Raw genomic sequence first — 26230 nt, forward strand, 5'->3', positions numbered from 1 at the left:
GCGGACGTCTGCTCGTGACCCATCACCTTTGCTACGTCATTGATCGGCACGCCGTCTGAGACCAGCTAAGGCGCGTAGGAGTGCCGCAGGTCTTGAAATAAGCCCGTGGGATGGGCCCCGGCCACCTGACGGCGGCCGGGGCCCCGGTTCAGCAGACGTACATGGTTTTCTGGCCCACGAACGCCGCTTCGTCGGTCAGCGGTACGGTCAGATACTCCGTGCCGCTGGTCAGCAACTGGTTCTGATAGCCGGGGCTACCGATGATGTTTTCGTAGGTGCCGGTCTGCATCCGGCAGTCCTGGTGGCTGTACATCGCACCGACCATGCTGCCTTCCGCCCGGTTCTCGGTCGCGGGGATCATCAGCAGCCGGGTGCTCAGCGGAGAGTTCTCCCCGCCGGTGAAGAAGTCCCAGGCGCCACCCTCCTCGGAGGTGTAGAACGGATATTCGTCGCACTGGTCTTCGGGCCGCGTCGTCGGGCAGGAGGTCTGGCCGTACGGTGCGTTCATGAACCAGCTACGGGACTTGAGCACCTTGGGCTTTTCCGTCGAGCCGTTGACGTAGCGCAGCTGCACCCAGGGCGGGTTGGCGTCGATCGCGGCGTCGTCGTTGCGGGCGGCTCCGCGGGCGTCGAAGGCGGTGGGGAACAGGATCGGTTTGGACAGGCAGGGGTTGCCGACGATCCCGCCGCGCCGGGTCAGGTCGAGGCAGCGTTCGGCGGCCAGCTTTGCCTGTTGGTCGGTGACGATCCACCTGCCCTTGTCGTCGGTCGGCGCGCGCTTCGCGGAATAGTCGAGGATGCGTTGCTTGATCGCCGCCACGTCGTCCGCCCGGGGGCGCCGGGCGTCCGCGAAGGCCGCGGTGAGCAGGTCGGCGAAGCCCTGCTGGCCGCGGGCTGTCGGGTGGAAGGTGCCGGTGCCCGGCGTCTTCTCCCCGCTGCCGTCGGTGGACGTCGAGGTGACCGCGTTCAGCCACCGGTAGCCGTCGTTGCCACCGCACGCCCACTTCTTCTGTCCGCTGTTGCCGACGCTGATCGCCGCCGTGGTGTGAACGTAGCGGATGTCCACGCCCTCGGCGCGCAGGTCGTCGACGACCCGCGCGATGGCGATGGACATCCGACCGGCCATCGCGTTGAGGAACAGCCGGGCCTGCGAGCTGATGTTGTAGCAGGCGTTGTTGCCTTCCTCGTTGGCGAACATCTGCGGGTAGCCGACGACGAAGATCTGGGCGTTCGGGGCGGCGGTGTGGATCGCCCGGTAGGTGGCCTTCAGCTTTGCCGGCAGCCAGTCCCGAATGATCCTCGTTTGGTAGTCGCGCAGCGGTTCGGGGTCGACGACGCCGTTCGACCGGGTCAGCCGGTAGTTCGGCCCTGAGCAGTCGGTGAGCGCGGCGATGCACCCGGTGAGCACGTCGGAGAACCGGGCGTCGTTGCCGCCGATCGAGATCGACACGTGCGTGGTCTCCGGGTCCAGCCAGCCCTGCTCCACCTGGGTCAGCTCGCCCCAGCGGTCGACCGCCTGTCCCCAGTCGGTGTGTCCCGCCGTGTCGGAGGCGGCCGGCGGAACGTTTACCGCGTCGCGGGTGACGGCCGTGGTCGTCGCGCCCGAGCAGGCGAGGAAGCCGAAGCTGCCCCAGCTGTACCGCGTCGACATCTGTTCGATGGTGTAGTGGTCGTTCGGGAAGTCCCGGACGGAGTCGCGGCCGGGATCATGCACGAGGCGGGGGTACGCGCCGGCCGTCGACCGGTGGCAGGCGTCGACGCTGGAGCCCTTCGTGCCGTTTGTTCGCTTGAGGTCGCTGTTGCGGTCGTACGGCGCCACGCCCTCGCCTGACGAGTAGGAGTCGCCCAGCGCGACGTATCGGGGCATGCCGCCGACCTCTTCGGGCACGCCGGGCGGCGACGGGCTGGGCCAGCTGAACGCCACCGCGTCGAAGATGATGCTGTCGTCTCCGGTGCCGTCCTTGGCCACGGTGGTCAGCGAGACCGAGGGCTGGCCCCGGAAGTTGAAGGTGCCCAGGTCGACCCACTTGTTCTGCTGCCAGGTCTGGTTGATCACCCGGTACCGGGTTTCGCCGTTGCCCAGATCGATCGTGTACTTCGCCTGTTGCGTCCAGGCGCCGAACTCGGGCACGAACACCTGGACCCGCCGCCAGCCGGTGCCGGTCTCGTTGAGCCGCCAGGTGCCAGTGACCTTGAGGTTTCCGCCCTGGGCCGCCTGCGTCCGGGTGCTGGCCCGCCAGTAGTGGCCGCCGTAACCGCCGCCGACCTGGTGGAAATCGATCTTGGACGGGTAGGTGCCGTTGGCCACCCCCGTGAAGGAGAGCTGGAACGTACCCTGGTTCTGCAGCTGTCTGGGGCATGACCGCGGCGAGGGCGAGCCGAGCGGAACGTTGTCGACCACCTTGGCACCGGGGGCGAGGTCACCGCCGCTGTCCTGGCAGTGCGGCGGGTAGCTGATGCCGTCGCTCTCGCAGGCCGTCTGGCCGGCTGTCGTGCACCACGGGTAGCCCGGGTCGAACCGGATCTGCTCGTGGCCGCAGGTGTCGCAGACGACTCCCGGCGGCGCCTTCCACCCGACGGCGGAGTGGGCCCAGCACCTCAGGTCGTACAGGCCGGCGGCGTTCCTGTGCAGACACGAGCCGGGCTTCTCGCTGCTGACGTCCGGATCGTCGGGCTGCACGGAGGCGTACGGATCGCATTGGTTGGTGTTGTCGCAGAAGGTCTTCAGCGGGGGCTTGACCCTGGGCTTGTCCTCGCTCAGGTTCCACCAGGCGTAGTTGAAGCCGGGGCGCTCGACGCCCGGCGACTCGGTCGCGGAGATCGGATTGCCGGCCCAGCCGAGCACCTTCTCCGGGTACGGCCAGTTCTGCGGCGTGCGAGCGTCGTCGTACGAGGTCATGAACGGGTGCCGGAGCGGGTCGTACCTGGGGTTGATCGGGTTGTTGAGCCACCCGACGCCCCACGGGTCGGTGTCGTTCTTCTTCGGGTAGAAGCCCGAGTTGTACGCCCACACCGCGTAGAACCAGTTCTCGAGCGCGGACGGATCGGCGTTGTGCACCCGCAACCCCGCCGCGTAGGTCTGGTTCCATTTCTCCTGCAAGATCTTCAACCCGTACGCGATGTTCGCGGTGAAGTCGAGCGCGACCGCCCGCTGGGTCTGGAACGGCAGCGAGACCTCGACCTTGTTGCCGTTGGCGTCGGTCTTCTCGTGGCCCGCCAGGCGCATGCCGTCGGTCGCCTGGGTGAGCCCGTAGCCGCAGTCGGCCTTCGTCCAGTCGATGTCCCAGTCGTCCAGCGAGGTGGCGTTGTAGATGTCGCGCCCGTAGTAGTTGCCCATCAGTGGGTTCGCCGGCACGCCGGGCAGCGCGAACTTCGACGCCTGCCACATGTTGGATTCCTGGGTGATGATGCCCAGCATGATCTGCGCCGGCACCCGGCCGCCGTTCGCCAGTGGTGGCGCCGGGAACAGTGTCTGCGGCTCGTACGCCGGCATGCCGTAGCCCTTCCAGTTCGCCGGGCGCGAGGCCGCGTCATTGAGCCGGCCGAAGACCGCCTGGTCGACCGCCCACTCGACGTTGCGCGGCTTCGGCTGCACGGCCTGGTTCGCCGGGTCGTTGCGCGGCACCGAGCAGTAGCGGTCCGCCTCGACCGGTTCGGCCGAGGCGTCGGCCGCGATCCGGAAGCGGGGCGTGGTGGCCGTGGCCGTGGCGCCGAGCTTCGGATGGGTGGCTCGGCCGGCGACCGCCTCGGGTCCGACCACCTCGGGGCTCACCTCGAAGGTGAGCGACTTGCCGGTCTTTGTCACCGTCGCCGTGACGGCGACGTCGCGGGCCACGCTCGGGTCGCCGCCCTGGGTTCGCGGGTCGCCCGCGCCGGCCGCCTTGACCTGGGTGAGCGCCAGTTCACCGCGGGTGGACAGCTCACTGTCGCGGGGAACGGCGATCCGGCGCACGGTGGCGGGCAGCGCGGACATGTGCGCCGGCCGGCCGGTGATGAAGGACCGGCCGCCGGCACCGCGGGCCAGGCCGACATCGGCCGCGCGGCCGCGTGCGAGCTCCCGCACGGACCGGCCGACCGCCCGCTTCACCCGGGTCTGCCGGCCGTCGGAGTCCATGAAGACGACGCCGCCGGCTGCGTCGGGCGTCAGCCGGAACGGCACCCCGGTCGCCGCGGCGGACCGGGTCACCTTGCCGGTCCTCGCCACCGAGACCAGCCCGCCGGCGGCCGCCGCGACGATGCCGTCCTTGACGGGTACGGGGGAGCTCAGCTCGGTGTTCAGCAGGATCGGCTTGGACAGCGTGCGTGCCGCCGCGTCCACGGTGAACAGCCGGCTCCGTGGCGCGGTGGACGTCGGGTCCTCGCGGTTCTCGCCACCGAGCTGGGAGAGCACCGCCTGCTCGCCCGCGCCGCAACCGGGGTTGAAGTAGGCGAGCGACGACTGCACCGGCAGCTTGGTCACCTGGCGCGTCTTCAGGTCGACGAGCGCGGTGAACCCGCCACGGTCGAACAGCTCCGCCTTGTTGGTGAAGGTGCGGGGTGCGTACACCACGACCAGCCGGCGACCCGAGCCGGTCACGCAGGCGTTGCCGATCCACAGGTCGACGTCGAAGCCCGGCTCGGCGAGGCTGGCCGCGGTCTCCCAGGTGTAGCCGGTGGCCGCCGTGGCGGTGAGAATGTGGAAGCCGTTGGCGTCGCCGGAGGTCGTCCAGATCCGGTCCGCGGAGCCGCGCCACCCCTTCGGCAGGACCCTGTCCCGGTCGCCGGGTGCGACGCGATCGGCCGGCCCGACCGGGCCGGCCGGGGCCGCCGCTGCCGCCGGCGCGGATGGCGGGGTCTCCGCCGGTTCGGCCCGGGCCACTGCGGACAGTGCCGGGCCGGAAAGCAGCGCAACAGCGGCCACGGCGGCAATCATCGCCTTGCCAGGCGTCGATAACGTTCCTATCTTCACGGGTCTCCGTCCATGACGAGCGTGGTGAAAACAATGGAGGGACCATGTTCTGGCCGTACGCCGACGGCGGACCACACCTTTAACCCGAGCGCGAAAGGTATGCCCGGCGGGTCTCGGATGTGTCAGACGGCAAGGCTGATCGCATTCTCGAGTAACTGCGGGTCACGGAGGTGGTCGTGATCGGCGGTTGGCTTGTCGGGTGGCGCGGGCGATGTCCGACCTGGGAGGTCACGACCGCTGTCGCGGCGTACCGGGCAGCGCTCACCATCAGTGATCGCAGCGGGTGGGAGAACGGCGTGGGGTGTCGTGACGGCCGGCGAGGTCCTCGGGGCTTTTTGTGGCGTAGAAATTTTATGGTCACGATGGGATCTCACCCGCTACTTCGGCCTCCACATGGTCCGGCTGCATTTCCGCTCGCTTAAGCCTTGGCTAAAACCTCTTGCCGCTGCCGTGTGCCAGTACCGAGGATCTGCACGTGCCGACCGGTGAAGGCATTTTTCTTCCGCCGACCTGAAGGTTGCATCCGCGCGAGTGGCATTCCACCTCGCACTACGAAACGGAGTCAGTTCATGCGCGACACGACCCGCCGCTGGATCGGCCTTGTGGCCGCTGCCATCACCGCGACCACCGGGCTGGTGGCGATCACCACCGCACCGGCCCAGGCCATCACGTTCTACGAGGGGCACTCGCCCGAGGATTACTTCACCGGCAACAACGGGATCAGGTACCGGTGCACCGACGACGCGAGGACGGTCCGGGAGGCGTACCTGCCGGGCGGCGGGCCGTTGATCGCCGAGTTGCGCTACAGCCCGCGCTGCCGCACGGCGTGGGCCCGCGGCAAAGCGAACTACGACGTCCGGGTCGACGGCTTCTACTCGAACGGGCAGTACCGCACATACGCCGCCGCGGGCCGCAATCCCGGTGCGCCCTCCACCGACGTGCACTGGACCGTGATGCTCGACGACGCTGGCCTGCTGGCCCGCGCCTGTACCGCCTGGGGCTACAACAACGAGTACGAGGAGTACTGCACCAGCCGGTACTGAGATCCACCGGACAACGGCGGCGGCCCGCACACCGACTACCGGGTGCGGGCCGCGTCGGGGATACCTGTTTCGCAGTCGGGTGGTGCCGGCACCGCCGGCGACGGACGTCCAGGCCCGGTGACCGGCGGGGCGGAGCCTACGTCGCAGGACGCGCGGCGACGTCGATCGGAGCGCGTCGAGGCGGAGCGTCGCCGAGCATCGCCGCGCCGAGTGGGGTGATCGTGTGCAGCACCGCCTTGCCGATGCGGGTGGTCCTGATCAGCCGGGCGTCGCGCAGCACGGCGGTGTGCTGGCTGATCGACGCCGCGCTCACTCCGACGCGTCCGGCCAGCTCCGAGGTGGTACGGCCATCGCCGATGGCCTCCAGCACGTCCGCCCGGGTCGGCCCGACGAGGGCGGCGAGGGCGCCCGGCCCGGAGGGCCGCGCCGCGTCCAGGTGCCGGGTCAGGTCGTGTTCGACCGGATATACCAGCACCGGCGTGAGGTCCGGGTCCCGCAGCGTGTCGGGCGTCTTCCAGGACAGGTAGGACGGCACGAGCAGCAGCCCGCGGCCGTTGAGGTGGATCGACTGGGTGGACGGCACATCGACCACGAGCGCCGGAGGCTCCCAGCGCATCATCGGCCGGAAGCTCTTCAGCAACCCCTCACCGCCGTGCTCCAGCAGCACCCGTGCCCGCCGTGCCCGGTCGGCGTCCACGTGCGCCCGTGCCTCCGCCCAGAACGGGGCGACAGCGACCGCGAACTGTGACCGCATCGCGCCGGCCAGGCGGCCCAGCACGTCGCCGTCGCCGTCGGCGAGGCGCCGCATCCAGGACGGCAGTGGCCCGCCGAGGCGGGCGAGCTGCTCCATTTCGGCGCGGAGCCGGGCCGTCGGAGTGCGTAGCAGGGCCTCGATCGCGTCCGGCAGACCGAGCCCACCCTCGGCCGGCGTCAGGAAATCCGGATAGTAGGCACCGTTCACCAAGGGCCGGAGCATTTCCAGATCGGCGGGCCGCATGGCCGGCACGGCCCGCCGGCGCCAGCGCCCGAAGACCGCCGCCGGCCCCGGGCGGCCGAGGCGGAAAACGCTGAAGACCGTCTCCCACATCGGATCGGGTGCTGCGGCCACGCGAACCCGCCCGAGATCCTCCGCCGTGAAGTAGATGCGCAACGAGGCTCCCGAAGACGCATGTGAATGGCGTGAGCTCGCGGCAGTCTAGCCTTGGAATATCGGAGCGCGCCACTCTCTTACGCGGGTGCGAATCGAGCTTCATCACCTTCGAGGTGATTGTGTCGGTACCGTGCCCCGAAACGTCAGCTCGGGCGCGTCTCCGCTTCGCCGACGTTGCCGTACGGCGGTCGCTGCGACCGCCGTCAGCCGACGAACGCGGAGCGACGCGGGTCGGCCAGCACGGCCGCGATCTCCTGTCGCAGGTCGCCCAGCATCCCGCTGAGCACCCCACCCGGGCACTCCGTCGGCCCCCAGTCTTGATGGCCCGCGATCGTGGGTACGCCGCGGCGGAGGCCGCTTATCGGATTGACGTAGGTCACGCTGGCCAGCGGATCGACGTGGCACCAACCGGTCAGGGCGGCGAGCAACAGAGTGAGGCTGCGCCGCGCAGCCGCCGTCGGTTCGCGTGTCACGAAGGTTCCGAGCAGGACGACACCCACGTTCCCCGCGTTGTAGCCGCCCACGTGCGAGCCGTTCACCATCCAACCGGCCGGGTCGAAACCGGGCAGCACGTCCCCGCCGGAGCGCCGGCCCTCGTAGACCCGGCCTGCCTCGTCGATCAGGAAGTGGTAGCCGAAGTCGCCGTAGCCGAGGTCGATCGCCTGGTAGCGGTAGATGGCGCGCATCCGCGCGGCCGGATCAGGATCGTCGTTGCCGGTGGCGGTGTGGTGAACGGTGAACGTCTGCACCGGCCAGAACGTGGGTGGGTACTTTTCCACGCCGGCGGCGTCGAACCGCAGGGACTCGTCGGCGCCCCAGGCGGCACGGCTCAGGAAGGGCAGCCCCGCCAGCCGGGAGCGTTCCGACACCTCGGCGGACGCGGGCCGCAGGGCCGGGCCGTCGGTGCCGTTGAGGACGACCGCCCGGCTGCCGGTCGGCAGGTCGAGGTCGACTGCCGGAGCGTTGGGTACGGTGACGAAGGCCAGTTGCTCGGTCGCGGGCGCGGCGTCGCCCGCGCCGGCCGGGCAGCCGCCGGGCGCCGGGGCCCACCGGCTCCACGCCCCCGACCGGTCGGCGGAGCGCCACCGTGCCGGGGCCGAGCCGGCCGGCGACCGCAGGGCAACGACCTGGGCGTCGAATCCAGGCCGAACGGTCCCGCTCCGCAACGGCCTGGTAGCCAACGTCCGTGGAGCCGGGGCACGGCCGGACGTCGGGGTGCCAGCCCGTGCCGGTCGTGGCGTGGCCAGGACGGTTGCCGCCCCCACACCGGCACCGAGCGCGCCGAGGAGGGTTCGCCGGTCGAGGCCACCGACTGCCGGCGTCTCGACGTCAGGACGATCGGTATGCACGATTCCTTCCCTTCGCCCGCAGTGCACATGCGTACGACAGGCATCGTGAATTCCGTCTATGCGCCGCGGCAATTCCTTTCAGCACAGCCTTCAAGGATCGGGACGTGCCGCCCGAACCGGTGCCTGAGGTCAACCCGTAACGATCTCGACGGCCAAGCGTGGGAATGCCAGGCCGAGTGCGCGTTGGTCGGCAACGACCAAACGCCGGTTACGTCTGGGGTGCCGGCAGCGGCAAGACCGAGAGCGACGCGGTCAAGAGCGCCAAGGAGGACGCGTCAAGCCAAGCGCCGCGAGGCTGTCGCGCCCAGCGCTGTCGGGCGGTGGACTGAACGAAGAGTCGGACCGCCAATTCTTCGACGGCAACTTCACGCCACGCGTCATTCACCAGCGCAACCCACCGGACTGGATGAGCCGCTGGAACCGGTGCGGATGCGGGCCCTGATCGGCCTCTCCGTCTAGACTGGCCCGCCTCCACGCCCAACATTTGGAGATGTCACGTATGACCAGTCCTGAGGCAGATGGCGTCCGGGCTCAACTATGGCGGATCACCATCCCTGTAATCGCCTCCGTCAGTGAGGTCGATGCCCTCACTGACCGTATGGTCGAGACGCTCTGTCCGGACACCGCCCACGAAGCCCCCTGCCCAACACCGTGGGCGCTACACGTCACCGACGGCAGTTCGCTGAGCAAGGCCGAGCAGCGCCGCCTCCGCGAAGAGATCGCAGACACCAACTGCTGAGCACCTGAAGGCCAGGCTGGGCCAGACGGGCGAGGTGAAGCACTACGCAGAAAGCCACCCTCGTGAGAGGGTGGCTTTTGCTGATTCCATTGTCAGTTGTCGGTGGGAGTCAGCGGATCGTCAGCGAGCGCTCCCGGAAGCGTTGACCCCGGCCGTCCGACCGGTGGGTGTAGAGATGAGGCAACCCCTGCTGCCGCTTCCGGATGACCTCGGCCGTAGGTCCGCCATGGTCCCGTTCCGGCAGCGCGGCCTGGCCGAGTACGCGGTGACGGAGTTCGGTCCCTCTCGCGCCGCCGCAGGCCTCGAATACCTCGTTCCCTGGCCCGGACCGCTCGGAGGGCACCCGCGCGACGCGGACACCCTCCGAGGGCTGGCAGTGCCGGCTCGCCCTCAGCCCGTGGGGCCGGACACCGCCCCACCGAGGGTCACCTTGAGGATCTTCTCGTTGCTGTTGTTCGGGGTGCTGTCCTTGTCTCCGCCGGTGCTCGTGGTCAGCCACAGGTTGCCGTCGAGGGTCGGTTCGACGGTACGCAGCCGGAAGTACGTCCCGACGAAGTACTGCTGGACGTTGGTGAGCGTGTTGCCGCTGATCTCCGCGCGGTACATCCGGTTACCACGCAGGCAGGCGAGGTAGAGCACGTCTCGGACGATCGCGATGCCGCTGCACGAGGCCTCGGCCACCGGGTACGTCCGGATCGGGGCCCTGAAGTTCGGGTTGGCGCAGTCGCCGGAGGTGCCCTCGCAGGCAGGCCAGCCGTAGTTGCCGCCCTTGACGATGATGTTGGTCTCGTCCATGACGTTGTTGCCGAACTCCTGCTCGAAGAGCCGGCCCTGGGAGTCGAAGGCGAGTCCCTGGGGGTTGCGGTGGCCGTAGCTCCAGACGTAGTTGCCGAAGGGGTTGTCCGCCGGCACGGTGCCGTCGGGGTTGAGCCGCAGCACCTTGCCGCCCAGGTTGTTGGTGTTCTGGGCCACGTCCGGGTTCTGCCCGTCGCCCGTGGCGGCGTAGAGCTTGCCGTCGGGGCCGAAGCGCAGCCGGCCGCCGTTGTGGTACTTGTTGCGCGGGATTCCCGTGACGAGCACCTGCTCGGTGCCGGTTTGCAGCGTGCCGTCGTAGCGGATGCGCACGATCCGGTTGTCGGTCGTGGTGGTGTGGTAGATGTACAGCCAGCGGTCGGTGGTGAAGCTGGCCGAGACGGCCAGCCCGAGCACGCCGCCCTCGCCGTTGGTGCCGGCCACGTTCGGCACGGTGCCGATGCTGTGCTTGTTGGTACCGTCCGGGTTCATGGCGACGATGTCGAACAGGTCGCGCCGGCCGTAGAGGACCGTGCCGTCGGGCAGTTGCACCAGGCCCCAGGGCAGGTCCTTCTCGGTGGTGATGACCGTGGAGCCGCAGACCGGGCTCGTGCAGCCCGAGCCCGTGTGCGCGGTGACCGCGGCGCTCGCCCCCGAGACGTTGCCCTGGGCGTCCCGGGCGGTCACCGTGTACCGGTAGTCGGTGCCGGGCGTCAGCCCGGTGTCGGTGAACGTGGTCGCCGGCGGGTTGCTGGCGGTGCCGGTGGTGGAGCCGACCGCCGTACCGTTGCGCAGGATGGTGTAGCCGGTGACCGCGACGTTGTCGGTGGAGGCCGACCAGGTGAGGGTCACGTCCGTGCCGTTGACCGTCGCGGCCAGGTTGGTCGGCGGGCTGGGCGGAGACGTGTCCTGCTGGCAGAACGGCGGGGTGACCGAGAGCGTGGAGCTGGCCTGCGAGACGTTGCCGGCGGCGTCGCGGGCGTTGACGTACCAGCCCCAGGTGACACCCTGCACGACGCTGAGCGTGGCGGTCAGCGTCCGTCCCGGGACCGAGGTGACGAGCTGGCCGTCGTGGTAGATGTCGTAGAAGGCGACGCCGACGTTGTCCCGCGAGGCGTACCAGGAGAGCGTGACGGACTGGCAGGTCAGCCGGCTGCTGCGCAGGCCGGTCGGCCGGGTGGGCGGGCTGGTGTCGGCGGCGAGCCGGGCCGCCGGCCGGCTCCCGGTAGCGGGTGCCGCCGCCGCGGCGTTGGCGGGTACACCGGTCAGGATGGTGCCGGCGCAGATCAGCAGGGCGAGCGGGACGCGGTGGCGGGGCTGGTGAGGAGTAATCCGCACGGTGCTTTTCCTTCCCGGGGTTCTTGGTCAGTACGGGTAGCCGGGGACGTTGAGCCGCACGCTGTACAGGCCGGAGTCGTTCGTCCGGCCGGAGGTGATGTAGAGGGTCTGCCGGTCGGGTCCGCCGAACGCCACGTTGGTGGTGCCGGTGCCGCCGGAGCGGATCGTGCCGAGCTGCGCGCCGGCGGGGGAGTAGACGTGGATCAGCCCGTCCGAGCCGGAGGCCCAGTAGACGTTGCCGGCGCAGTCGACGGTCACCCCGTCGGGACCGCCGAGGTAGTTCACGAAGACGCTGCGGGTGCCGCTGCTGCCGTCGGGCTGGACGACGTACTTGTAGATCTTGTTCTCGGCGTAGGCGCCCACGTAGAGCGTGCTGCCGTCCGGGGAGAGCGCGATGCCGTTGGGTTGCCGCAGCCGGTCGTCCACCAGCGACACCTGGCCGCCGGAGACGCGGAAGACACTGGTACGTCCGCTCATCTGGTCGGGTCGGTTGCCGCGCTGGAAGGTGGGGTCGGTGAAGTAGGCGACGCCGTCGGAACGGACCGTGACGTCGTTTGGTGAGTTGAACGCCCGGCCCTGGTAGCCGGCGGCGACAGTGCTGCGGGCCTTGTCGCTCAGCCGGTACGCGGAGACGTTCCGCTGATCGTGGGTGGCGGCGATGATCTGCTGGGCGTCGGGGCTGAGCGCCAGGCCGTTACTGCCGGCGTCGGCGATGAAGGTGTCGAAGGTCGCCGGCGGGGTGAACCGGCGGATCGTGGAGGGCTGCACGTTGTTCGGCCCGGTGCCCGCGGCCATGTCGGACATCAGCAGGTAGCCGCCGTCGGCGATCCAGACCGGTCCTTCGAGGAACGAGAACCCGCTCTGGATCTTCGTCGCGGACACGGAGGTGGCCGGCAGGGGCGGGCCGTATCCGGTGCCGCCCGGGCAGACCCCCGGGGGCGCGCCGGGTGGGCCGTAGAGCGGGACGCCACTCGTGTGAGCGTTAACATAAGCGGCGTCCCGAGGTGCCGGGGGTGCGGCACCGACGGGACCGGGTGCGGTGGCGAGTGCGAGGCACAGGCCGGTGAGCGTGGCGATGGTTGGACGCCAGGTCATCGGGTACTCCAATCGAAATCGGCGAATGCGAAGCCGGTGGTTGCCGGTGAGCCGACCCCGGTCGCCGGCACCTGCTATTGATGAATATCGATGCGTATGTGACGCAGCTTAGGCGAGGAAGCAGCGCCCCGCATCAGTTCCCCACGACCACCTTCGGAGCGTGCGCGGAGGCTCCGTCCGTCCTCTGTACCGCGTCGGCCCACCACCTCCCGGCTGCTGACGACCCACGCGGAGTGCCGGTAACTACCGACAGCAACCGTTCAGGGCGAAGACAGCCGGGACGACCAGCGATGGACGGTGGGTTGCGGACACCCGACACCCTGAACCGATGGGATCCCGAGGACGTAACAGCCGCCAGAAAGGCGCGCGGAAGCGACGCCCGCCGACCCCGCGCCACGCGCACATTCAACCCGCACGACGGGCCACGACGGTCCCCGCGGAGCCGGCGAATCAGGTCCCGGCGGCTGGGCCGGCCCCCACGATGTCACCGGTGCGGACGCAGCAGTGGGATCCTCTGCCGTCGATCGGCAGGTTCCTCGCCCGGTTCGCCGCCGGCAAGCTGGTGGGTTTTCTCGCCGGGCTGTTCCTGCTGCCGATTCTGGTCGCCGCGGCACGTGCGACAAACGGGTGGCCACACCTCGTACTCGGGCTTTGCGTGTTCTCCGTCTTCATGGGACTTTCTCAGTCAGCGGGTGCTCTGCTCGCGTCGCGCGGAAGATCGGCGGTGGCTCCGCTTGCGTTGACAGCTAAGTTCTGGCTGGTCCTACCGTTCCTCGCACTATGGCCCCTGCTGAGTGCGGCCGGCATCTCGGACGACGACAAGCAGCCGATGCTGACCGGCGTGGCGGCCGGCTTGGCCGTGGTCGTCGTGGCGTGGACAGGCTGGTTCCTGGTCGCGCACCGGATACACGCCCTCACGTACCACCCGGGCCGGCTCAAGGGATGGCAGTGGTACCTGCGCTTGACCATGCAGGCGGGCGGATTGCTGGGCGGTCTCGCGGCGATCGGCATCGCCAACAGATAGCGACGGAACAGCTGGGGAACCTGCCGAAGGGCATCGCCGGACGCCCGGCGTCACCTCCGGCTCAGGCCGAGCGCCTCGTCCACCCGGTCCAGCACCGTCACGTCGTCGTGGCCGACGCCGCGCAGCAGGTCGATCGCGGTCGCCCGGATCTGCCCGACGATCATGGTGACCGGCAGCGGCGGATCGGTCCGCAGCAGGCCGGCGGCGATCCGGACCGCCTCCAGGGCCGCCGCGTCGGCCCGCTGCGCGTGCCGGTCGGCGTCGGCGCCGGTGAGGTCGTGGGCCATGGCCTCACCAGCCGACCGTACGGCAGAGGTCAGCGCGCCGATCGCGGCGGCCAGCTCCGGCGGGGTGGCGGTGTGCCGGCGGGTCAGGGTCACGCCGGCGCGGGCCAGCACGCGGATGTTGCGGGCGGCGTAGTCGAGCTGCCGCAGTGTGGCCTCCACCTCGACGAGCTTGCCCAGGTGCCGGCGGCGCAGTCCCAGCCGCAGCGTCTCACCGGTGGCGAGCACCGCGGCCTGCATCTCGGCGACGCAGTCGTCCACCTGGCGCGCCCGCTCCAGGGCGGCGCGGGCGGCGTCCTCGTCGCAGCCCCGCAGCGCCGCGTTTACCTGGTCGAGCAGGTCGGCCAGGTCGGTGTAGCTGCGGCGGGCCTGGGCAACAAGTGGTGCCAGCGGGTCGCGGGCGGCCATCAGCTGGCTGGCGGCGAGCGCCACGGCGCCGCCGATGAGCGCGTCGACGAAGCGAAACGGCATGAGCGTCCCGTTCGGCGCGGACACCACGACCAGGTACATGGCCGAGACGGTGGCCTGCACGACCAGGGCGCGGCGGGCTCCGATCACCACGAGCGTCGTGGTGGTCAGCAGCAGCACCAGCAGGACCGTGTCGGTGCCCGGGCCCAGCGCGTACACCAGTAGTTCCGCGACGAGCACGGCGGCGGCGACGGCGAGCAGGATCTCGACGGTCTGCCGTAGTCTCCGCCCGCGGGACTCGCCGAGCACGACCAGCGCGGCGGTCGGTGCGAAGAACGGGTCCGGGTGGCGGATCACCACCGCCGCCACGATCCAGGCGACCACAGCGGCGGCGGTCAGCTCGACCACTGTCATCCCGTCGCTGCGCAGCCGCGCGGCGGCGCCGCGTACCCAGGTCCGCACCGGTGGTGCCCCTCTCGCCGGGCGGACCGGGACCGGCCGCCGTTCGATCTTCCGCGAGGAGGGCCACTACCCCGGCTGTGACCTGCTCAATCGCTCGGTTGGCAGGCAGCGTGACGAGGATTCCTCGAGAGGAGTGGTGAGGCACCTCGGCGACGGCTTCCCATTTCTGATGCCCGTGACCGACGCCCGTGACGACCCGCACGTGCCCGGGTCAGCGGCGGATGAGGCCGAGTTGGGTGGCGGTGGCGACGGCGGCGGTGCGCGACTCGACGCCGAGCTTGGCGTAGATGCGGGCCAGGTGAGACTTGACGGTGCCTTCGGTCAGGTGGAGGCGGGTGCCGATGCTGTGGTTGGACAGACCGTCGGCGACCAGGGCGATGACCTCGGTCTCGCGTCGGGTCAGGGCGGTGCCCGGCGTACGCAGGCGGCTCATCAGCCGGTTCGCGACGGTGGGCGCCAGCGTGGTGCGTCCGGCGGCGGCAGTACGGACGGCGGCGGCCAGGTCCTCGGGTGGCGCGTCCTTGAGGAGGTAGCCGGTGGCGCCGGCCTCGATGGCGGGCAGGGTGTCGGCGTCGGAGTCGTAGGTGGTGACGATCAGCACGCGCGGCGCTTCCGGGCGGGCGGTGATCCGGGCGGTGGCTTCGGCACCGCCCATGCCCTTCCCGAACTGGAGGTCCATCAGCACGACGTCGATGTCGCCCGCGTCGGCGCGGGTGACGGCCTCCTCGGCGGTGGCGGCTTCGGCCACGACGACGAGGCCGGGTTCGGTTTCCAGCACGGCGCGCAGTCCGGCCCGTACGACGGGGTGGTCGTCGGCCAGGAGGAGGCGGATGGCGGCGTCGTCGGTCACGGGCGGCCCTCGGGCTCGGTCCTGGTGGGCGGGGTGAGGGGAAGCTCGGCGGTCAGGGCGGTGCCGTGGCCGGGCGCGGATTCGACGGTGAGGGCGCCGCCGAGGGCGTTCATGCGGGCGCGCATGGCCGCCAGGCCGAAGCCGCCGCTGTCGACGTCGGGGACGGGCAGCTGTTCCGGGTCGAAGCCGCGCCCGTTGTCGACGACGTGAAGGGCGACGCGGTCGCCGAGATGGCTGAGGGTGACGTCGGTCGTGGTGGCCTGGGCGTGGCGGACCGTGTTCGCGACTGTGGACTGGGCGATACGCAGGAGAGCCACCTCATGGGCGGTCGGCAGCGACACTGGGTCGCCGACGAGGTGAAAGCGGGCGCTGAGGCGATGGCGGGCGCTGGTGGTGGTGCACAGGCGTTCCAGGGCCCCGGCCAGGGTGGTGCCTTCCAGGGTGGGCGGGGTGAGCGCGGCGACGAAGCGGCGGGCCTCGGCGAGGTTGTCCACGGCGACCTGACGGGCCGCGTCGACGTGACCCGAGGCGGCACCGGGCCGGCCGGGCAGGGCGCGCTCGGCGGCGCGCAGCAGCAACTGGATGCTGGACAGGCCCTGGGCGAGGGTGTCGTGGATCTCGCGGGCCAGACGCTCCCGCTCGGCGAGCACGCCGGCGGTGTGCTCGGCCCGGGCCAGGTCCGCCCGGGTGGCGGTGAGTTCCTCGATCAGCTGCCGGCGCTGCTCGCTCTCCCGATACAGGGCCTGGTATCCCCAGACCACCCCGACGGCGACGGCGGCGCCGAGCGCGGGACCGATCACCGTGGCGGGGGTGAAGGAGCCGGTGTGGGCGCCGAACCCGACGATGGCCGCCACGGCGGTCACGATCACGGCGGCCAGGCCGGCGCGGCGCGGCAGCAGGTGGAGCTGGAGGAAGTACAGCGGGAACGCCACCCAGATCGCGTCGGGGGACAGGCCCAGCAACACCAGCCACACCGCGCCGACGGCGGCCAGCCACCAGGCCGCGGCCCGCCGCGAGCGCCGGATGCGGGGAAGGAGCGGCCCGATGGCGTACGCCAGACCGCACGCCACCGCCACGCCGACGATCGATCCGGCGTGGGGTCGGTCGTCGGCCACCGCCCGGCCTGCGGCCAGGACGAGCAGGCCGATGATCAGCAGGTGCAGGCACCAGGCCAGGGCTCGGGTGGTCGGGGTCAGGGCAGGGGCAGCGGTGCTCACAGTGCGTCCCACGTTACCGGCGCCGGCGCACCCGGGGCCTCTATCGAAAGTTGGAACCCGGGCGCCGTCTTTCGGCCTCTGAAGTGCCGGCCTACGCCAGACGCGGACGCCGGCACCGGCCGCGATGGTGGAGTCGTACCGCTTCACCGCCGAGAGGACGGGCCACTGCCGTGTTTGTCGCCTGGAGAGATCTGAAGTTCGCCAAGGGACGCTTTGCCCTGATGGGGGCCGTCATCGTGCTGATCACCCTGCTGGTCGGGCTGCTGTCCGGGTTGACGGCCGGACTGGGCCAGCAGAACATCTCCGCCATCACCGGCCTGCCCGCCGACAGGATCGCCTTCCAGGCGCCCGGCGAGGGCCAGGACGTGTCGTACTCCAACTCGACAGTCACCCAGAAGCAGTGGCAGCAGTGGGCCGAGGCCCCCGGAGTCACCGGCGCCGAACCGCTGGGCATCACCACGACCAGGGCCACCGCCGGAAACAGGAGCGTCGGGGTCTCCGCCTTCGGCGTCCAGCCCGGCTCCCGTCTGGCCCCCGACAGCGGCCGGATCGACGACCGCTCGGCAGTGCTGTCCACCAAGGCCGCCGACGACCTCGGTGTGCGGGCCGGCGACTCCGTCACCCTGGCCGGGCAGCAACTCACCGTGGCGGCCGTACGGGGCGACGCCTCCTTCAGCCACACCCCTGTGGTGTGGATCAGCCTGGGCGTGTGGCAGAGGAGCGCGCCTCCCACCGGCACCGGTGACGGCAGCCCGACGGCCACCGTTGTCGCCCTGACCACCACCTCGGGGGCCGATCTGGCGGCCACCGACCGGCAGGCGGGCACCAGGACGGTCTCCGTCGCCGACTCGCTGTCCGCGATCGGCTCCTACACCTCCGAGAACGGCTCCCTGCAGCTGATGCGCGGCTTCCTGTTCGCCATCTCCGCCCTCGTCATCGGGGCCTTCTTCACCGTCTGGACCATCCAGCGCAGCGGCGACGTCGCAGTGCTCAAGGCCCTCGGCGCCCCCACCGCCAACCTTCTCAAGGACGCCCTCGGGCAGGCCGTCGTCCTGCTCGCGGGCGGCACCCTGCTCGGCACCGGCCTCGCCGCCGTACTCGGTGCCCTCGTCGCCGGGTCGACGGTGCCGTTCCTCCTCACCCCGGTAACCGTCGTCCTTCCCGCGGCCGTGACAGTCGTCCTCGGCGCCCTCGGCGCCGCTCTGGCGATCCGCCGCATCACCTCCGTCGACCCGCTGACCGCCCTGGGGAGCGCCCGATGAGCCTGAACCTGACCGACATCACCCTCACCTACCCCGACGGCGAGGGACGGCTGACCGCCCTCGACCGCGTCACCCTGGACGTACCCAAGGGCAGCCTGACTGCCGTGATCGGCCCCTCCGGCTCCGGCAAGTCCAGCCTCCTGGCGGTCGCCGCAACCCTCATCACCCCCGACTCCGGCACCGTCACCATCGACGACACCCCCACCGCCGGAATGACCCGGGGCGAACTCGCCGACCTGCGCCGCCACAAGATCGGCATCGTCTTCCAGCAGCCCAACCTGCTGCCCTCCCTCACCGCCGCCGAGCAACTCCAGGTGATGGCCCAGATCGACGGCCGCCCACCGGCCAGAGCCCGTACCCGCGCCGTGGAACTCCTCGACGCGGTCGGCCTCGCCGGCCAGGCCGACCGCCGGCCGCACCAGCTCTCCGGCGGTCAGCGCCAGCGCGTCAACATCGCCCGCGCCCTGATGAACGACCCCACCGTCCTGCTCGTCGACGAACCCACCAGCGCTCTCGACCACGAACGCGGCGCCGCCGTCATCGAGCTGATCACCCGCCTCACCCACCAGCAGGCCACCGCCACCGTCCTGGTCACCCACGACCGCACCCACCTCACCGCCGTCGACCAGGTCGCCGAGGTCCACGACGGCCGCCTGCACCTGCCGGCACCGGCCCGTTGAGGCTCGGAACTCATGGTCCGCCGATCCCGCGACGACGAGCTGCGTGGACAGTCCCAGTCATACCGGGCCGGGCGACCGAGGGTTTCCGGCTGGGGATGGTCAAAAAGGTAACGGGCAGGAAGCTGGCCCGACGCCATCGATGGGACCCATCGGCGACTGCACAATCGACGCGTCTCCGAGAAGCCGGGGAATATCAAGGTCTCTACAATATCCCGGGCGTTTCACAGTGCGATACGGGCGGCGAGGAGTCGTCATGCATCGATCATCACGACCCCTGCCGCCCGCGTCGAGCACAAGCCAGCGTGTACCGGGCCATCGGTCGCACAAATTTGGCGGACGCGCCCAGGACTGACTAGGCGGGAATCTCGGTCCGGCCCTTGTAACTAGCGGTGGTGCCCGACGGGCAGTAGCCGAACGAGCCGCGCCGGTCTCCAGCCCATCGAGTGACGCCGTTGTACGTCTTGCCGTTTGAGCAAATCACGAAGAAGCGGTAGCTGTCCGGGCCGTTGCCGTCGACCCAACCCCCATAGCTGGTTGGGGTGTTCAGCGTCACATGGACGTCGCCGAACCATTCCGCCTTAGCGGAGCCAGCCGAGGCCGGAGCGGCCATGACGGTTGCTGCGGTAGCGGCGCTCGCGGCCAAAAGGGCTGCGTTGACTGCCAGCTTACGAATCACTTTCGCCTCCTGGAAGTTGCTGCTCTGGTTAGGCTCGGCGTCCGCCTGCGGTAACTGCCCAGAGCCCGGACGGGCACCACACGGAGGCGCCCCGACGATCCCCGAACCAAGGCTTGGAGGCGCTTACATAGGTCTTGCCGTTTTCACACTTGATCCAGATTTCGTAGCGCTGAGGACCAGTGCCGTCGCACCATCCCCAGGCGTTGCCGGTGACTCCGGGTTCGGTAATCTGGACCTGACACGGCTTGCCGTTCCAGTCTGCCGAGGCAGGCGAGCCGACAAGCGCGGACCCGCCGATTGCGGCGAGAACGGCAGTCGCCATTCCTAGAGTTCGCATCCACTTCATCCCCCGTGCACTCCTTTACGCATCGCGTGGCAACTGAGGCCACTCGTTTATCGGTCATCCGCCCTTAAGAAAGCGTCTGACGCTGTGAGCGTATAGGCGATTCTCTCCGTCGTGGGGGCCGTTTTGGCGGGCGCCATTGATGCGGCGCTATGCGGTTCGCTACGCAGCGTTGCCTTGGTGTCTGGTTAGACTTGTTGCTCCGTATATGTTGCGAAGGCGGATGTGAAGCATCCTCACTCAGCGCGAAAGGTAACGGTCAGGTAACGCTGCGGGTGGCCGGGTACCTGACAACCGCACGAGCACTCCCGGCCGGGTTCAGCTCGGGGTAGCCACCCGCCGCGATGAGCTGGTTCTTGATCACCGATCCGAGCCCGAGCGCGAGGAAGCCGACGATCAGCAGGGCGTACCAGCGGTCACGGCGCACCTCGACGGTCATGCCTGCGATCCTCTGCATCCGGTAGCGGCGCCGCTGGCCCGGTGCGCACGCCCAGGTGGCGGCCGTCGGCAGGGAAGGGGCGTCCAGCCGGCAGGAGCGGGCCGCCGCCGCGCGGCTACCTCGTCCCGGCCATCACGGATGCTGCCAGGCGAGCGCCCGGGTCGGTGGTAGCGCCTGCTGTACCGGGATCGGGCAGTCCGCTGGATGGTTGTCGTTCCTCCAGGTCAATAGCGTTTCTGGTGCGTGCAGCTGCCGCCGATGACACGGAGAGAGGCCACCAGAATGGGACAGACCATCGAACCGGCGGTACGCGTCGAACAACTCACCCGCGTGTACGGCACCGGCCGCAACCAGGTGACCGCGCTCGCGGGCGTCGATGTCGGCTTCGGCCGGGGGACCTTCACCGCCGTGATGGGGCCCTCGGGCTCCGGCAAGAGCACGCTGTTGCAGATCGCGGCCGGGCTCGACCGCCCCACGAACGGCCGGGTGGTCCTCGGTGGCACCGACCTGTCCGGGCTGTCCGAGACGCGCCTGACCGAGCTGCGGCGTACCCGGATCGGGTTCGTCTTCCAGGCGTTCAACCTGATCGGCGCGCTCACCGTCGAGGAGAACATCGTGCTGCCCCTGCGTCTGGCCGGTGTGCGCCCGGACCGGGCGTGGCTGACCCACGTCGTGGAGCGGGTCGGCCTCGCCGACCGGCTGCACCACCGGCCGGCGGCGTTGTCCGGCGGTCAGCAGCAGCGGGTGGCAATCGCCCGGGCACTGGCCACCCGCCCCGAGGTGATCTTCTCGGACGAGCCCACGGGCGCCCTCGACTCGCGGACCGCCGCCGAGGTGCTGACGCTGTTGCGCGCGGTGGTGGACGAACACGGGCAGACGGTGGTGATGGTGACCCACGATCCGATCGCCGCCTCGTACGCGGATCGGGTGCTCGTGCTGGCCGACGGCGCGATCGTCGCCGACCTTCCGCAGCTCGGCGCCGTCCGGATCGCCGAGCAGCTCGCGTCGCTGGACGGGCGGGTCCTCCGATGACCGCCCTCGCCGCCCGCCTGCTGCGGCACCGCGCCGGACCCGCCGCCGCGACCCTGGTGGCCCTGATCGTCGGCGTGCTGATCCTGGTGGCGATGGGCACGCTCGTCGAATCGGGGCTGCGGTTCCGCCCGGAGCCGCGGCTCTGGGCGAGCGCCGACGCGGTGGTCGCCAACCGCACGATCAGCCACACGTCCCGGGAGTTCGACGGCGACACCACCACGAGCACCGTGACGCTGCCCGAGGGTGGCACTGTAGACGCCGGCCTAGTGGACCGGATCCGCCGGGTGCCGGGCGTCACCGCCGTCGCCGGCGACCACGCGGTGCCGATCGGCTCGCCCGCCGCCGTGGGCCACAGCTGGCAGACGTACGCCTTCACCGGCCGTCCCGTCACCGCCGGAGCCGAGCCACGGCTCGACGACGAGGTGGTCGTCGACGCCCGGCTCGGCATGGCGCCCGGCGACCGCGTCGACCTGGTCGTCGGCGGGGTCAGCCGGTCGTACCGGGTGAGCGGCACCGCCGAGACCGGTTCGGCGGCGGTGTTCTTCACCGACGCGCAGGCCGCCCGCCTCTCCGCCCACCCGGGCCGGGTGGACGCGATCGGCGTACGCATGGCGCCCGGCGCCGACCTCGACGCGGTGCGTGAGATCGCGTCGGCGGCCGGCGCCACGACGTACGCCGGGAAGGACCGCGGAAAGGCCGAGCAGCCGGAGAGCCAGGCCGCCCGGGGCTTGCTGGTCGAGGTCGGGTCGGCCTTCGGCGGGTACGTCGTCCTGCTGATCGTGTTCGTGGTGGCCGGCACCATCGGGCTGTCCGTCCGGCACCGTCGCCGTGACCTGGCGTTGCTGCGCGCGGTCGCCGCCACACCGGGACAGGTGCGCCGCATGCTGGTTGCCGAGGCCACGCTGCTCGCCCTGGCCGGCTCCGCGGTCGGCGGCCCGGCCGGCCTGCTGGCGGCCCGCTGGGTGCACGGCGAACTCATCGGTCGGGGGTTCGTGCCGGCCGGCTTCCCGATGGCGGGCGGCCTGTTCGCGGTGCCCGCCGCCATCGGTACGGCGATCCTCGTGGCGGTCCTCGCCGCGCTGGTCGCCGCCCGCCGGGTCACCGCCATCAAGCCGGTCGAGGCGCTCGGCGAGATCGCCGTCGAACCTCGGCGCAGCGGCCCGGTACGGCCGATCGCCGGCGTGCTGACGCTGACGGCGGCCGGCAGCTCCGGGGCGTTCGCGCTCGGCGCCGGCGGGTCGGCCGGGGCACTGGCCGGCGCGGTCGGCATGCTCTACCTGTTCGTCATCGCGGTGGCGCTGCTCGCGCCGATGATCAACGCGTACGCGGCACGCCTGCTCACCCCGGTGCTGCCGCGCATCTGGCGGGCCGGCGGCTACCTGGCCGCCGCCAACCTGCGGGCCAACGCGCAGGGCATGGCGACCGTCCTGACCGCCCTGGTGCTGTCCGTGGGATTCGGTGGCTCGGTCTGGTTCCTGCAGAACAACCTGGAACGGCAGACCACCACGCAGAGCAGCGCCGGAACCCTCGCCGAGCGGGTGATCACCGCTCCGGGCGGGCTGCCCGCCGACGCGGCGCGGGACATCGGCGAGCTGCCCGGGGTGCGGGCGGCCACCGGGGTACGCCGCACCCAGGTCGTCGTGCGGGCGCTCGGCGGCATCGAGCCGGTCGGCGCGCAGTCCGTCGACCCGGCGGACGTCACGTCGACGATGGACCTCGCCGTGCGCGAGGGCAACCTGGCCGACCTGCGCGCCGGCACCGTCGCCCTGGCCGCGACACAGGCGTCCTCGTCCGGCTGGGACGTCGGCGACAAGGCGGAACTCTGGCTGGGCGACGGCACTCCGGTCACGTTGGAGATCGTCGCGATCTACGAGCGTGGCCTCGGCTTCGGCGACGTCACCCTGGCCGCCGAGACGGTCGCCGGGCACACGGCGGGGAACACCGTCGACGAGGTGCTGGTCCGAGGCGGGGCGGACGCCGACGCCGCGCTGGCCACGTGGGCGGCCGGGCGGCCCGGTGCCGAGGTTCTCGACGCCGCCACCCGTACCCGCCTGCTCAGCACCGATCTGGCGCTCAGCGCCTGGCTGAACCGGCTGCTGATCGGCGTGATGGTCGGGTACGCGGCGCTGGCCGCGTCGACCACGATGGTGCTGGCGGCGCTGGCCCGCCGCCGCGAGCTGGCGTTGCTGCGACTGGTCGGGGTCACCCGCCGTCAGATTCGCGGCATGGTCCAGGCCGAACAGGCCGGGCTGCTCGGCACCGCGGTGCTGATCGGCGCGACGATCGCGCTGCTGACGCTGGCCGCGATCGTCAACGGACTGACCGGCAGCCCGATCCCGTACGTCCCGCCGCTCGGATGGGCGGCGGTGCTCGGCGGTACGACGCTGCTGGCGCTGGTGAGCACGGTGTGGCCGGTCCGGCGGCTGCTCAGCACTCCGCCGATCGACGACATCGGCCTGAAGGAGTAGGCGTGTCGTCGTCGCCCATCAAGCCGACCGGCACCATCAGGAGCAACCCGAGCGTCATGCAGATCAGGAACGGCACGATCGGCAGGCCGGTTCCCACCGAGGGCCGCCACCAGATGAGGACGCCGGCCAGCACGCACAACGGCAGGCTCGCCAGGGCACCCCTGGCCAGGTGCGGAGCGCGTACGCCTCGCGCCACCGGCCCGCGCCCCCACCGGCCGCCGACGGCCCCGCCGACTGCCAGGAGAGCGCAGAACGTGACGCCGAACCACCGTCCGGCGCCATTGCCGGCGCTGAGCAGCATCAACAGGGCCACACCGACCGCGACGCAGGCCAGGAAGAACAGCACTCGCCGCAACGCCTGCCCTCGCCGCCGGCGGTCACCCGCGAGCGCATCCGGCGCCCCCGAGGACAGCTCGAACTCGAACCGCTCCTGGCGACCGGACTTTCGATCCTCCGCCTGGACGGCGCGCAGCAGGTCGCAGATCTTCTCGAACTGCTGCGCGCCGAGGTTCCGCCTGCTGACCCGCCAGTGGGTCCAGACGACTCGTACCGGGCGGGGGACGTCCCTGCTCAGCCGGTCCCACAGGGCATCGAGGTTCGATCCGTGGTGCGGGCCGAAGTCGAGGGCGTGGGCGAGGAGCCGGTGCAGGTCGCCTTCGCTTCGTACCTCGCGGCCGTCAATCTCGACCAGTACCGCGTTCCTCTCCGGACCGTGCGGCGCCGTGCAGCCACCCGTCGGGTAGCGGCAGAGGCAGGCTGTCGAACGCACCGCGTGGCAGGTCACGCACGTCGGGCGCCTCGCGGAGGGGCCTGCCATCACCGAAGCGCTCGGTTGCCTGGGCGGCCCGCCAGGTTCAACCGGCTGCCCGCCAGGCCTCGGTAGCTGACGATCCGGCCGCCGCGAACGACGCCGACGCAGCGTTCCCACTCGTCGTCGGCACCGCTGCGCCTGGCGTCGAAGTGCACCACCGCGTCGACCGCCGGCCACGGCTCCAGCACGGTTGCGTTGCCGTGGTCGTCCCGGCCCAGGCGCACCCCGCGCGAGTCGATCGCGACGATGCTGCGTCGATGCCGGATCGCCCGGACGCGCGGGGCGCCGGCGATGGCGAGCGGGACACAGCTGAGCGAGCCGACGAGCACCATGGCGCTCTGCTGCGGCCAGGTGAGGACGCCCACGACGACGAGGAGCACCGGCAGGAGGAAGAACAGGAGCAGGGTGAGGGCCGACCGTACGCCGAGGCGGACCTCGTACGAACCCGGCTCCCTCGTCGTACCCACGGACGACACCTTACGGGAGGGCCACGCCCCGATCAGTGTCTGCCGTGGACTGACTCGATCCCCATGCCGTGTAACTCGGGGCCGCAGCCGTTCTCCAAGGCTCGACGCCGGCGGGGACGTGGCGACCGGCAGGCGTCATCAACCCGGTGGGGACAGCACGGCTGTGAGCAGGGCGGTCAGAGCCGGAGCCGCATCGGGCCGGCCAGGGAGCAGGCCGGCAATCTGAGCGGCCATTCGATTGCGTTCGTCAACGTCGGCTTGCGCGGCCAACGCGGACAGGCCCTCGGGTAGGTCGGTGAGCTGATCGGCAAGGATGGCGGCTATCGCTTGATGGGCGAGGCTGGAGAGGGGCAGATCGTAGAGCAGTGCTTCGAGCCAGGCGCAGGCTTGCAGGAGCGTCGCCGACTGGGCCTCCAGTGCCGCGCGGACCTGCGTGTCCAGGTGCTGATGGTCGGTCAAGCATCGGTACGCTTCGGGCACGCCGATGGCTTGGGCGAGGGTGACGATCGCGGAGTGCGCGAGCACGGTGGCGTCGGCTTCGCCGGCAACAAGGCCATGCAGGATTGCCCTGGCATCGACCTCGTCGAGGATCTGGGGATGAGCCGTGAGGAAGGCTTGTGATTCCTCCCAGGTGCTGGTGTTCATCCACTCTCTGAGGGTGTCGTCCAGGATGAGCCGTCGGTAGGCGGTGTCGATGTTCGCCTCTGTGGCCTCGCGCAGGATCGTTCGGTGCAGATCGATGAAACCCTCATTGCCGAGCAGTGCGAGCTCGTCGAGCACGGGCTTGATGGCGTCGGTAAGTAGCTCTGGGTGGAGACGCAGGTAGTCCCGGGATTCCGTCCAGGTCGCGGTGTCGAGCCAGCCGACCACGAGCTGCTGGCTCTGGTCAGTGATGAGGAGCCAGGCGGGACGATCCGGGTAGGCCTGCTGCACCAGGTCGGGCGCGCGGTGCTGGAGACGGCGTAGTAGCTCGCGGGCCCGGACGAGTACCGGCGGTGGGACATCGTCTGCCTGGACGATGTCGACGAGGTGAATGATCGCCTCTTCCGGATGCTCGTCGACCAGGCCCGCCGCCCACTCGGCGCGGAGGCGGTGCACCACGTCGGTCCGGTCCGGGAAATCCCGCAAAACCTCGCTGAAGTTGTTTCGCGCCGCCACTGGGTCCGTGGTGATTCGTCGGAGGTTGTTCAGTGACGTGGCGAGGTCGGGTAGCCAGGCGTCGGGGTTGTTCTGGGCCAGCCGCCGCCGGATGGTGACGGCTTCTTCGGTGGGGGCGAGGGCTTCCTCGCGTCGCCCGGCCTCGGCGAGCCTGACGCCGAGGTTGTTCAGGGACGAGGCGAGGTCGGGCAGCCA

Annotated in this window: 20 protein-coding genes; 7 read left to right on the plus strand and 13 right to left on the minus strand. The window is 70.7% G+C overall.

Annotated elements, in window-relative coordinates; genetic code table 11:
- Positions 1-148: 148 nt before the first annotated feature.
- Entirely contained in the window at positions 149-4900 is a 4752-nt protein-coding gene (locus tag ACGFIA_RS23125; protein ID WP_357471660.1) for a hypothetical protein, read from the minus strand.
- 617 nt (positions 4901-5517) lie between these two features.
- Here ACGFIA_RS23125 and ACGFIA_RS23130 point away from each other — a divergent pair.
- Positions 5518-5991, plus strand: coding sequence for a DUF2690 domain-containing protein (locus ACGFIA_RS23130; protein WP_357385687.1), 474 nt, complete (start codon positions 5518-5520; stop codon positions 5989-5991).
- Positions 5992-6127: 136 nt separating this feature from the next.
- Here the strand turns inward: ACGFIA_RS23130 and ACGFIA_RS23135 are convergent, their stop codons facing one another.
- Together ACGFIA_RS23135 and ACGFIA_RS23140 are read right to left on the minus strand one after the other, a co-directional pair.
- Complete coding sequence (locus ACGFIA_RS23135) at positions 6128-7141, minus strand: winged helix-turn-helix domain-containing protein (RefSeq protein ID WP_357385689.1); 1014 nt, start codon at positions 7139-7141, stop codon at positions 6128-6130.
- A 203-nt stretch (positions 7142-7344) separates the two neighbouring features.
- Positions 7345-8307 carry an N-acetylmuramoyl-L-alanine amidase gene (locus ACGFIA_RS23140; protein ID WP_357385691.1) on the minus strand — a complete coding sequence of 321 codons (963 nt, stop codon included), beginning with the start codon at positions 8305-8307 and terminating at the stop codon, positions 7345-7347.
- Positions 8308-8989: 682 nt separating this feature from the next.
- On the opposite strand from ACGFIA_RS23140, the gene ACGFIA_RS23145 reads away from it, so the two are divergent.
- Positions 8990-9229 (plus strand): hypothetical protein, encoded by a 240-nt coding sequence (locus ACGFIA_RS23145; RefSeq protein ID WP_357385693.1) that lies wholly within the window; start codon positions 8990-8992, stop codon positions 9227-9229.
- 390 nt (positions 9230-9619) lie between these two features.
- Here the strand turns inward: ACGFIA_RS23145 and ACGFIA_RS23150 are convergent, their stop codons facing one another.
- Complete coding sequence (locus tag ACGFIA_RS23150) at positions 9620-11359, minus strand: PQQ-dependent sugar dehydrogenase (protein WP_393261974.1); 1740 nt, start codon at positions 11357-11359, stop codon at positions 9620-9622.
- Between the two features lie 27 nt (positions 11360-11386).
- A complete protein-coding gene (locus ACGFIA_RS23155; RefSeq protein ID WP_357480231.1) occupies positions 11387-12454 on the minus strand; it encodes an SMP-30/gluconolactonase/LRE family protein in 1068 nt (355 codons plus the stop codon).
- A 490-nt stretch (positions 12455-12944) separates the two neighbouring features.
- On the opposite strand from ACGFIA_RS23155, the gene ACGFIA_RS23160 reads away from it, so the two are divergent.
- Positions 12945-13478 (plus strand): hypothetical protein, encoded by a 534-nt coding sequence (locus tag ACGFIA_RS23160; protein ID WP_393261977.1) that lies wholly within the window; start codon positions 12945-12947, stop codon positions 13476-13478.
- Between the two features lie 50 nt (positions 13479-13528).
- Here the strand turns inward: ACGFIA_RS23160 and ACGFIA_RS23165 are convergent, their stop codons facing one another.
- The 3 genes from ACGFIA_RS23165 to ACGFIA_RS23175 form a co-directional block, all read right to left on the minus strand.
- Complete coding sequence (locus ACGFIA_RS23165) at positions 13529-14632, minus strand: FUSC family protein (protein WP_357480237.1); 1104 nt, start codon at positions 14630-14632, stop codon at positions 13529-13531.
- 211 nt (positions 14633-14843) lie between these two features.
- Complete coding sequence (locus tag ACGFIA_RS23170; protein ID WP_393261980.1) at positions 14844-15482, minus strand: response regulator; 639 nt, start codon at positions 15480-15482, stop codon at positions 14844-14846.
- Positions 15479-16699: a sensor histidine kinase gene (locus tag ACGFIA_RS23175; RefSeq protein ID WP_357385705.1), complete on the minus strand. Its 1221-nt coding sequence runs from the start codon at positions 16697-16699 to the stop codon at positions 15479-15481. The genes ACGFIA_RS23170 and ACGFIA_RS23175 overlap by 4 nt, the downstream gene beginning before the upstream one ends.
- 221 nt (positions 16700-16920) lie before the next feature.
- On the opposite strand from ACGFIA_RS23175, the gene ACGFIA_RS23180 reads away from it, so the two are divergent.
- Both ACGFIA_RS23180 and ACGFIA_RS23185 read left to right on the plus strand, forming a co-directional pair.
- Positions 16921-17961, plus strand: coding sequence for an ABC transporter permease (locus tag ACGFIA_RS23180; RefSeq protein WP_357385707.1), 1041 nt, complete (start codon positions 16921-16923; stop codon positions 17959-17961).
- Complete coding sequence (locus ACGFIA_RS23185; protein WP_357385709.1) at positions 17958-18641, plus strand: ABC transporter ATP-binding protein; 684 nt, start codon at positions 17958-17960, stop codon at positions 18639-18641. The genes ACGFIA_RS23180 and ACGFIA_RS23185 overlap by 4 nt, the downstream gene beginning before the upstream one ends.
- 352 nt (positions 18642-18993) lie before the next feature.
- On the opposite strand, the gene ACGFIA_RS23190 is transcribed toward ACGFIA_RS23185, so the two are convergent.
- Positions 18994-19317, minus strand: coding sequence for a hypothetical protein (locus ACGFIA_RS23190; protein ID WP_357385711.1), 324 nt, complete (start codon positions 19315-19317; stop codon positions 18994-18996).
- A gap of 602 nt (positions 19318-19919) precedes the next feature.
- The gene (locus ACGFIA_RS23195; RefSeq protein ID WP_357385713.1) at positions 19920-20099 is read right to left on the minus strand and encodes a hypothetical protein; all 180 of its coding nucleotides are present in this window, start codon (positions 20097-20099) and stop codon (positions 19920-19922) included.
- 282 nt (positions 20100-20381) lie between these two features.
- Between ACGFIA_RS23195 and ACGFIA_RS23200 the strand changes: the two genes are divergently transcribed.
- A complete protein-coding gene (locus tag ACGFIA_RS23200) occupies positions 20382-21131 on the plus strand; it encodes an ABC transporter ATP-binding protein (protein WP_357385715.1) in 750 nt (249 codons plus the stop codon).
- Positions 21128-23599, plus strand: a complete 2472-nt coding sequence (locus ACGFIA_RS23205; RefSeq protein WP_357385717.1) for an FtsX-like permease family protein — start codon at positions 21128-21130, stop codon at positions 23597-23599. The genes ACGFIA_RS23200 and ACGFIA_RS23205 overlap by 4 nt, the downstream gene beginning before the upstream one ends.
- Here the strand turns inward: ACGFIA_RS23205 and ACGFIA_RS23210 are convergent.
- From ACGFIA_RS23210 to ACGFIA_RS23220, 3 genes are all read right to left on the minus strand, one after another.
- The gene (locus ACGFIA_RS23210; RefSeq protein WP_357385719.1) at positions 23559-24368 is read right to left on the minus strand and encodes a barstar family protein; all 810 of its coding nucleotides are present in this window, start codon (positions 24366-24368) and stop codon (positions 23559-23561) included. The genes ACGFIA_RS23205 and ACGFIA_RS23210 overlap by 41 nt on opposite strands.
- A gap of 47 nt (positions 24369-24415) precedes the next feature.
- A complete protein-coding gene (locus ACGFIA_RS23215; protein ID WP_357385721.1) occupies positions 24416-24877 on the minus strand; it encodes a hypothetical protein in 462 nt (153 codons plus the stop codon).
- 138 nt (positions 24878-25015) lie between these two features.
- On the minus strand, positions 25016-26230 hold a 1215-nt coding region (locus ACGFIA_RS23220), incomplete at its 5' end, for a tetratricopeptide repeat protein (protein ID WP_393261987.1).

Origin of the sequence: Micromonospora sp. NPDC049203, from assembly GCF_043197215.1 — a bacterium.
Taxonomy (GTDB): Bacteria; Actinomycetota; Actinomycetes; order Mycobacteriales; family Micromonosporaceae; genus Micromonospora.

Excerpts from the sequence above, each read along its gene's own strand:
- ACGFIA_RS23200 (WP_357385715.1), top strand. The coding sequence starts at position 20,382 with ATGGGACAGACCATCGAACCGGCGGTACGCGTCGAACAACTCACCCGC.
- ACGFIA_RS23185 (WP_357385709.1), top strand. The coding sequence starts at position 17,958 with ATGAGCCTGAACCTGACCGACATCACCCTCACCTACCCCGACGGCGAG.
- ACGFIA_RS23180 (WP_357385707.1), top strand. The coding sequence starts at position 16,921 with ATGGGGGCCGTCATCGTGCTGATCACCCTGCTGGTCGGGCTGCTGTCC.
- ACGFIA_RS23195 (WP_357385713.1), bottom strand. The coding sequence starts at position 20,099 with ATGACCGTCGAGGTGCGCCGTGACCGCTGGTACGCCCTGCTGATCGTC.
- ACGFIA_RS23155 (WP_357480231.1), bottom strand. The coding sequence starts at position 12,454 with ATGACCTGGCGTCCAACCATCGCCACGCTCACCGGCCTGTGCCTCGCA.
- ACGFIA_RS23130 (WP_357385687.1), top strand. The coding sequence starts at position 5,518 with ATGCGCGACACGACCCGCCGCTGGATCGGCCTTGTGGCCGCTGCCATC.
- ACGFIA_RS23205 (WP_357385717.1), top strand. The coding sequence starts at position 21,128 with ATGACCGCCCTCGCCGCCCGCCTGCTGCGGCACCGCGCCGGACCCGCC.
- ACGFIA_RS23145 (WP_357385693.1), top strand. The coding sequence starts at position 8,990 with ATGACCAGTCCTGAGGCAGATGGCGTCCGGGCTCAACTATGGCGGATC.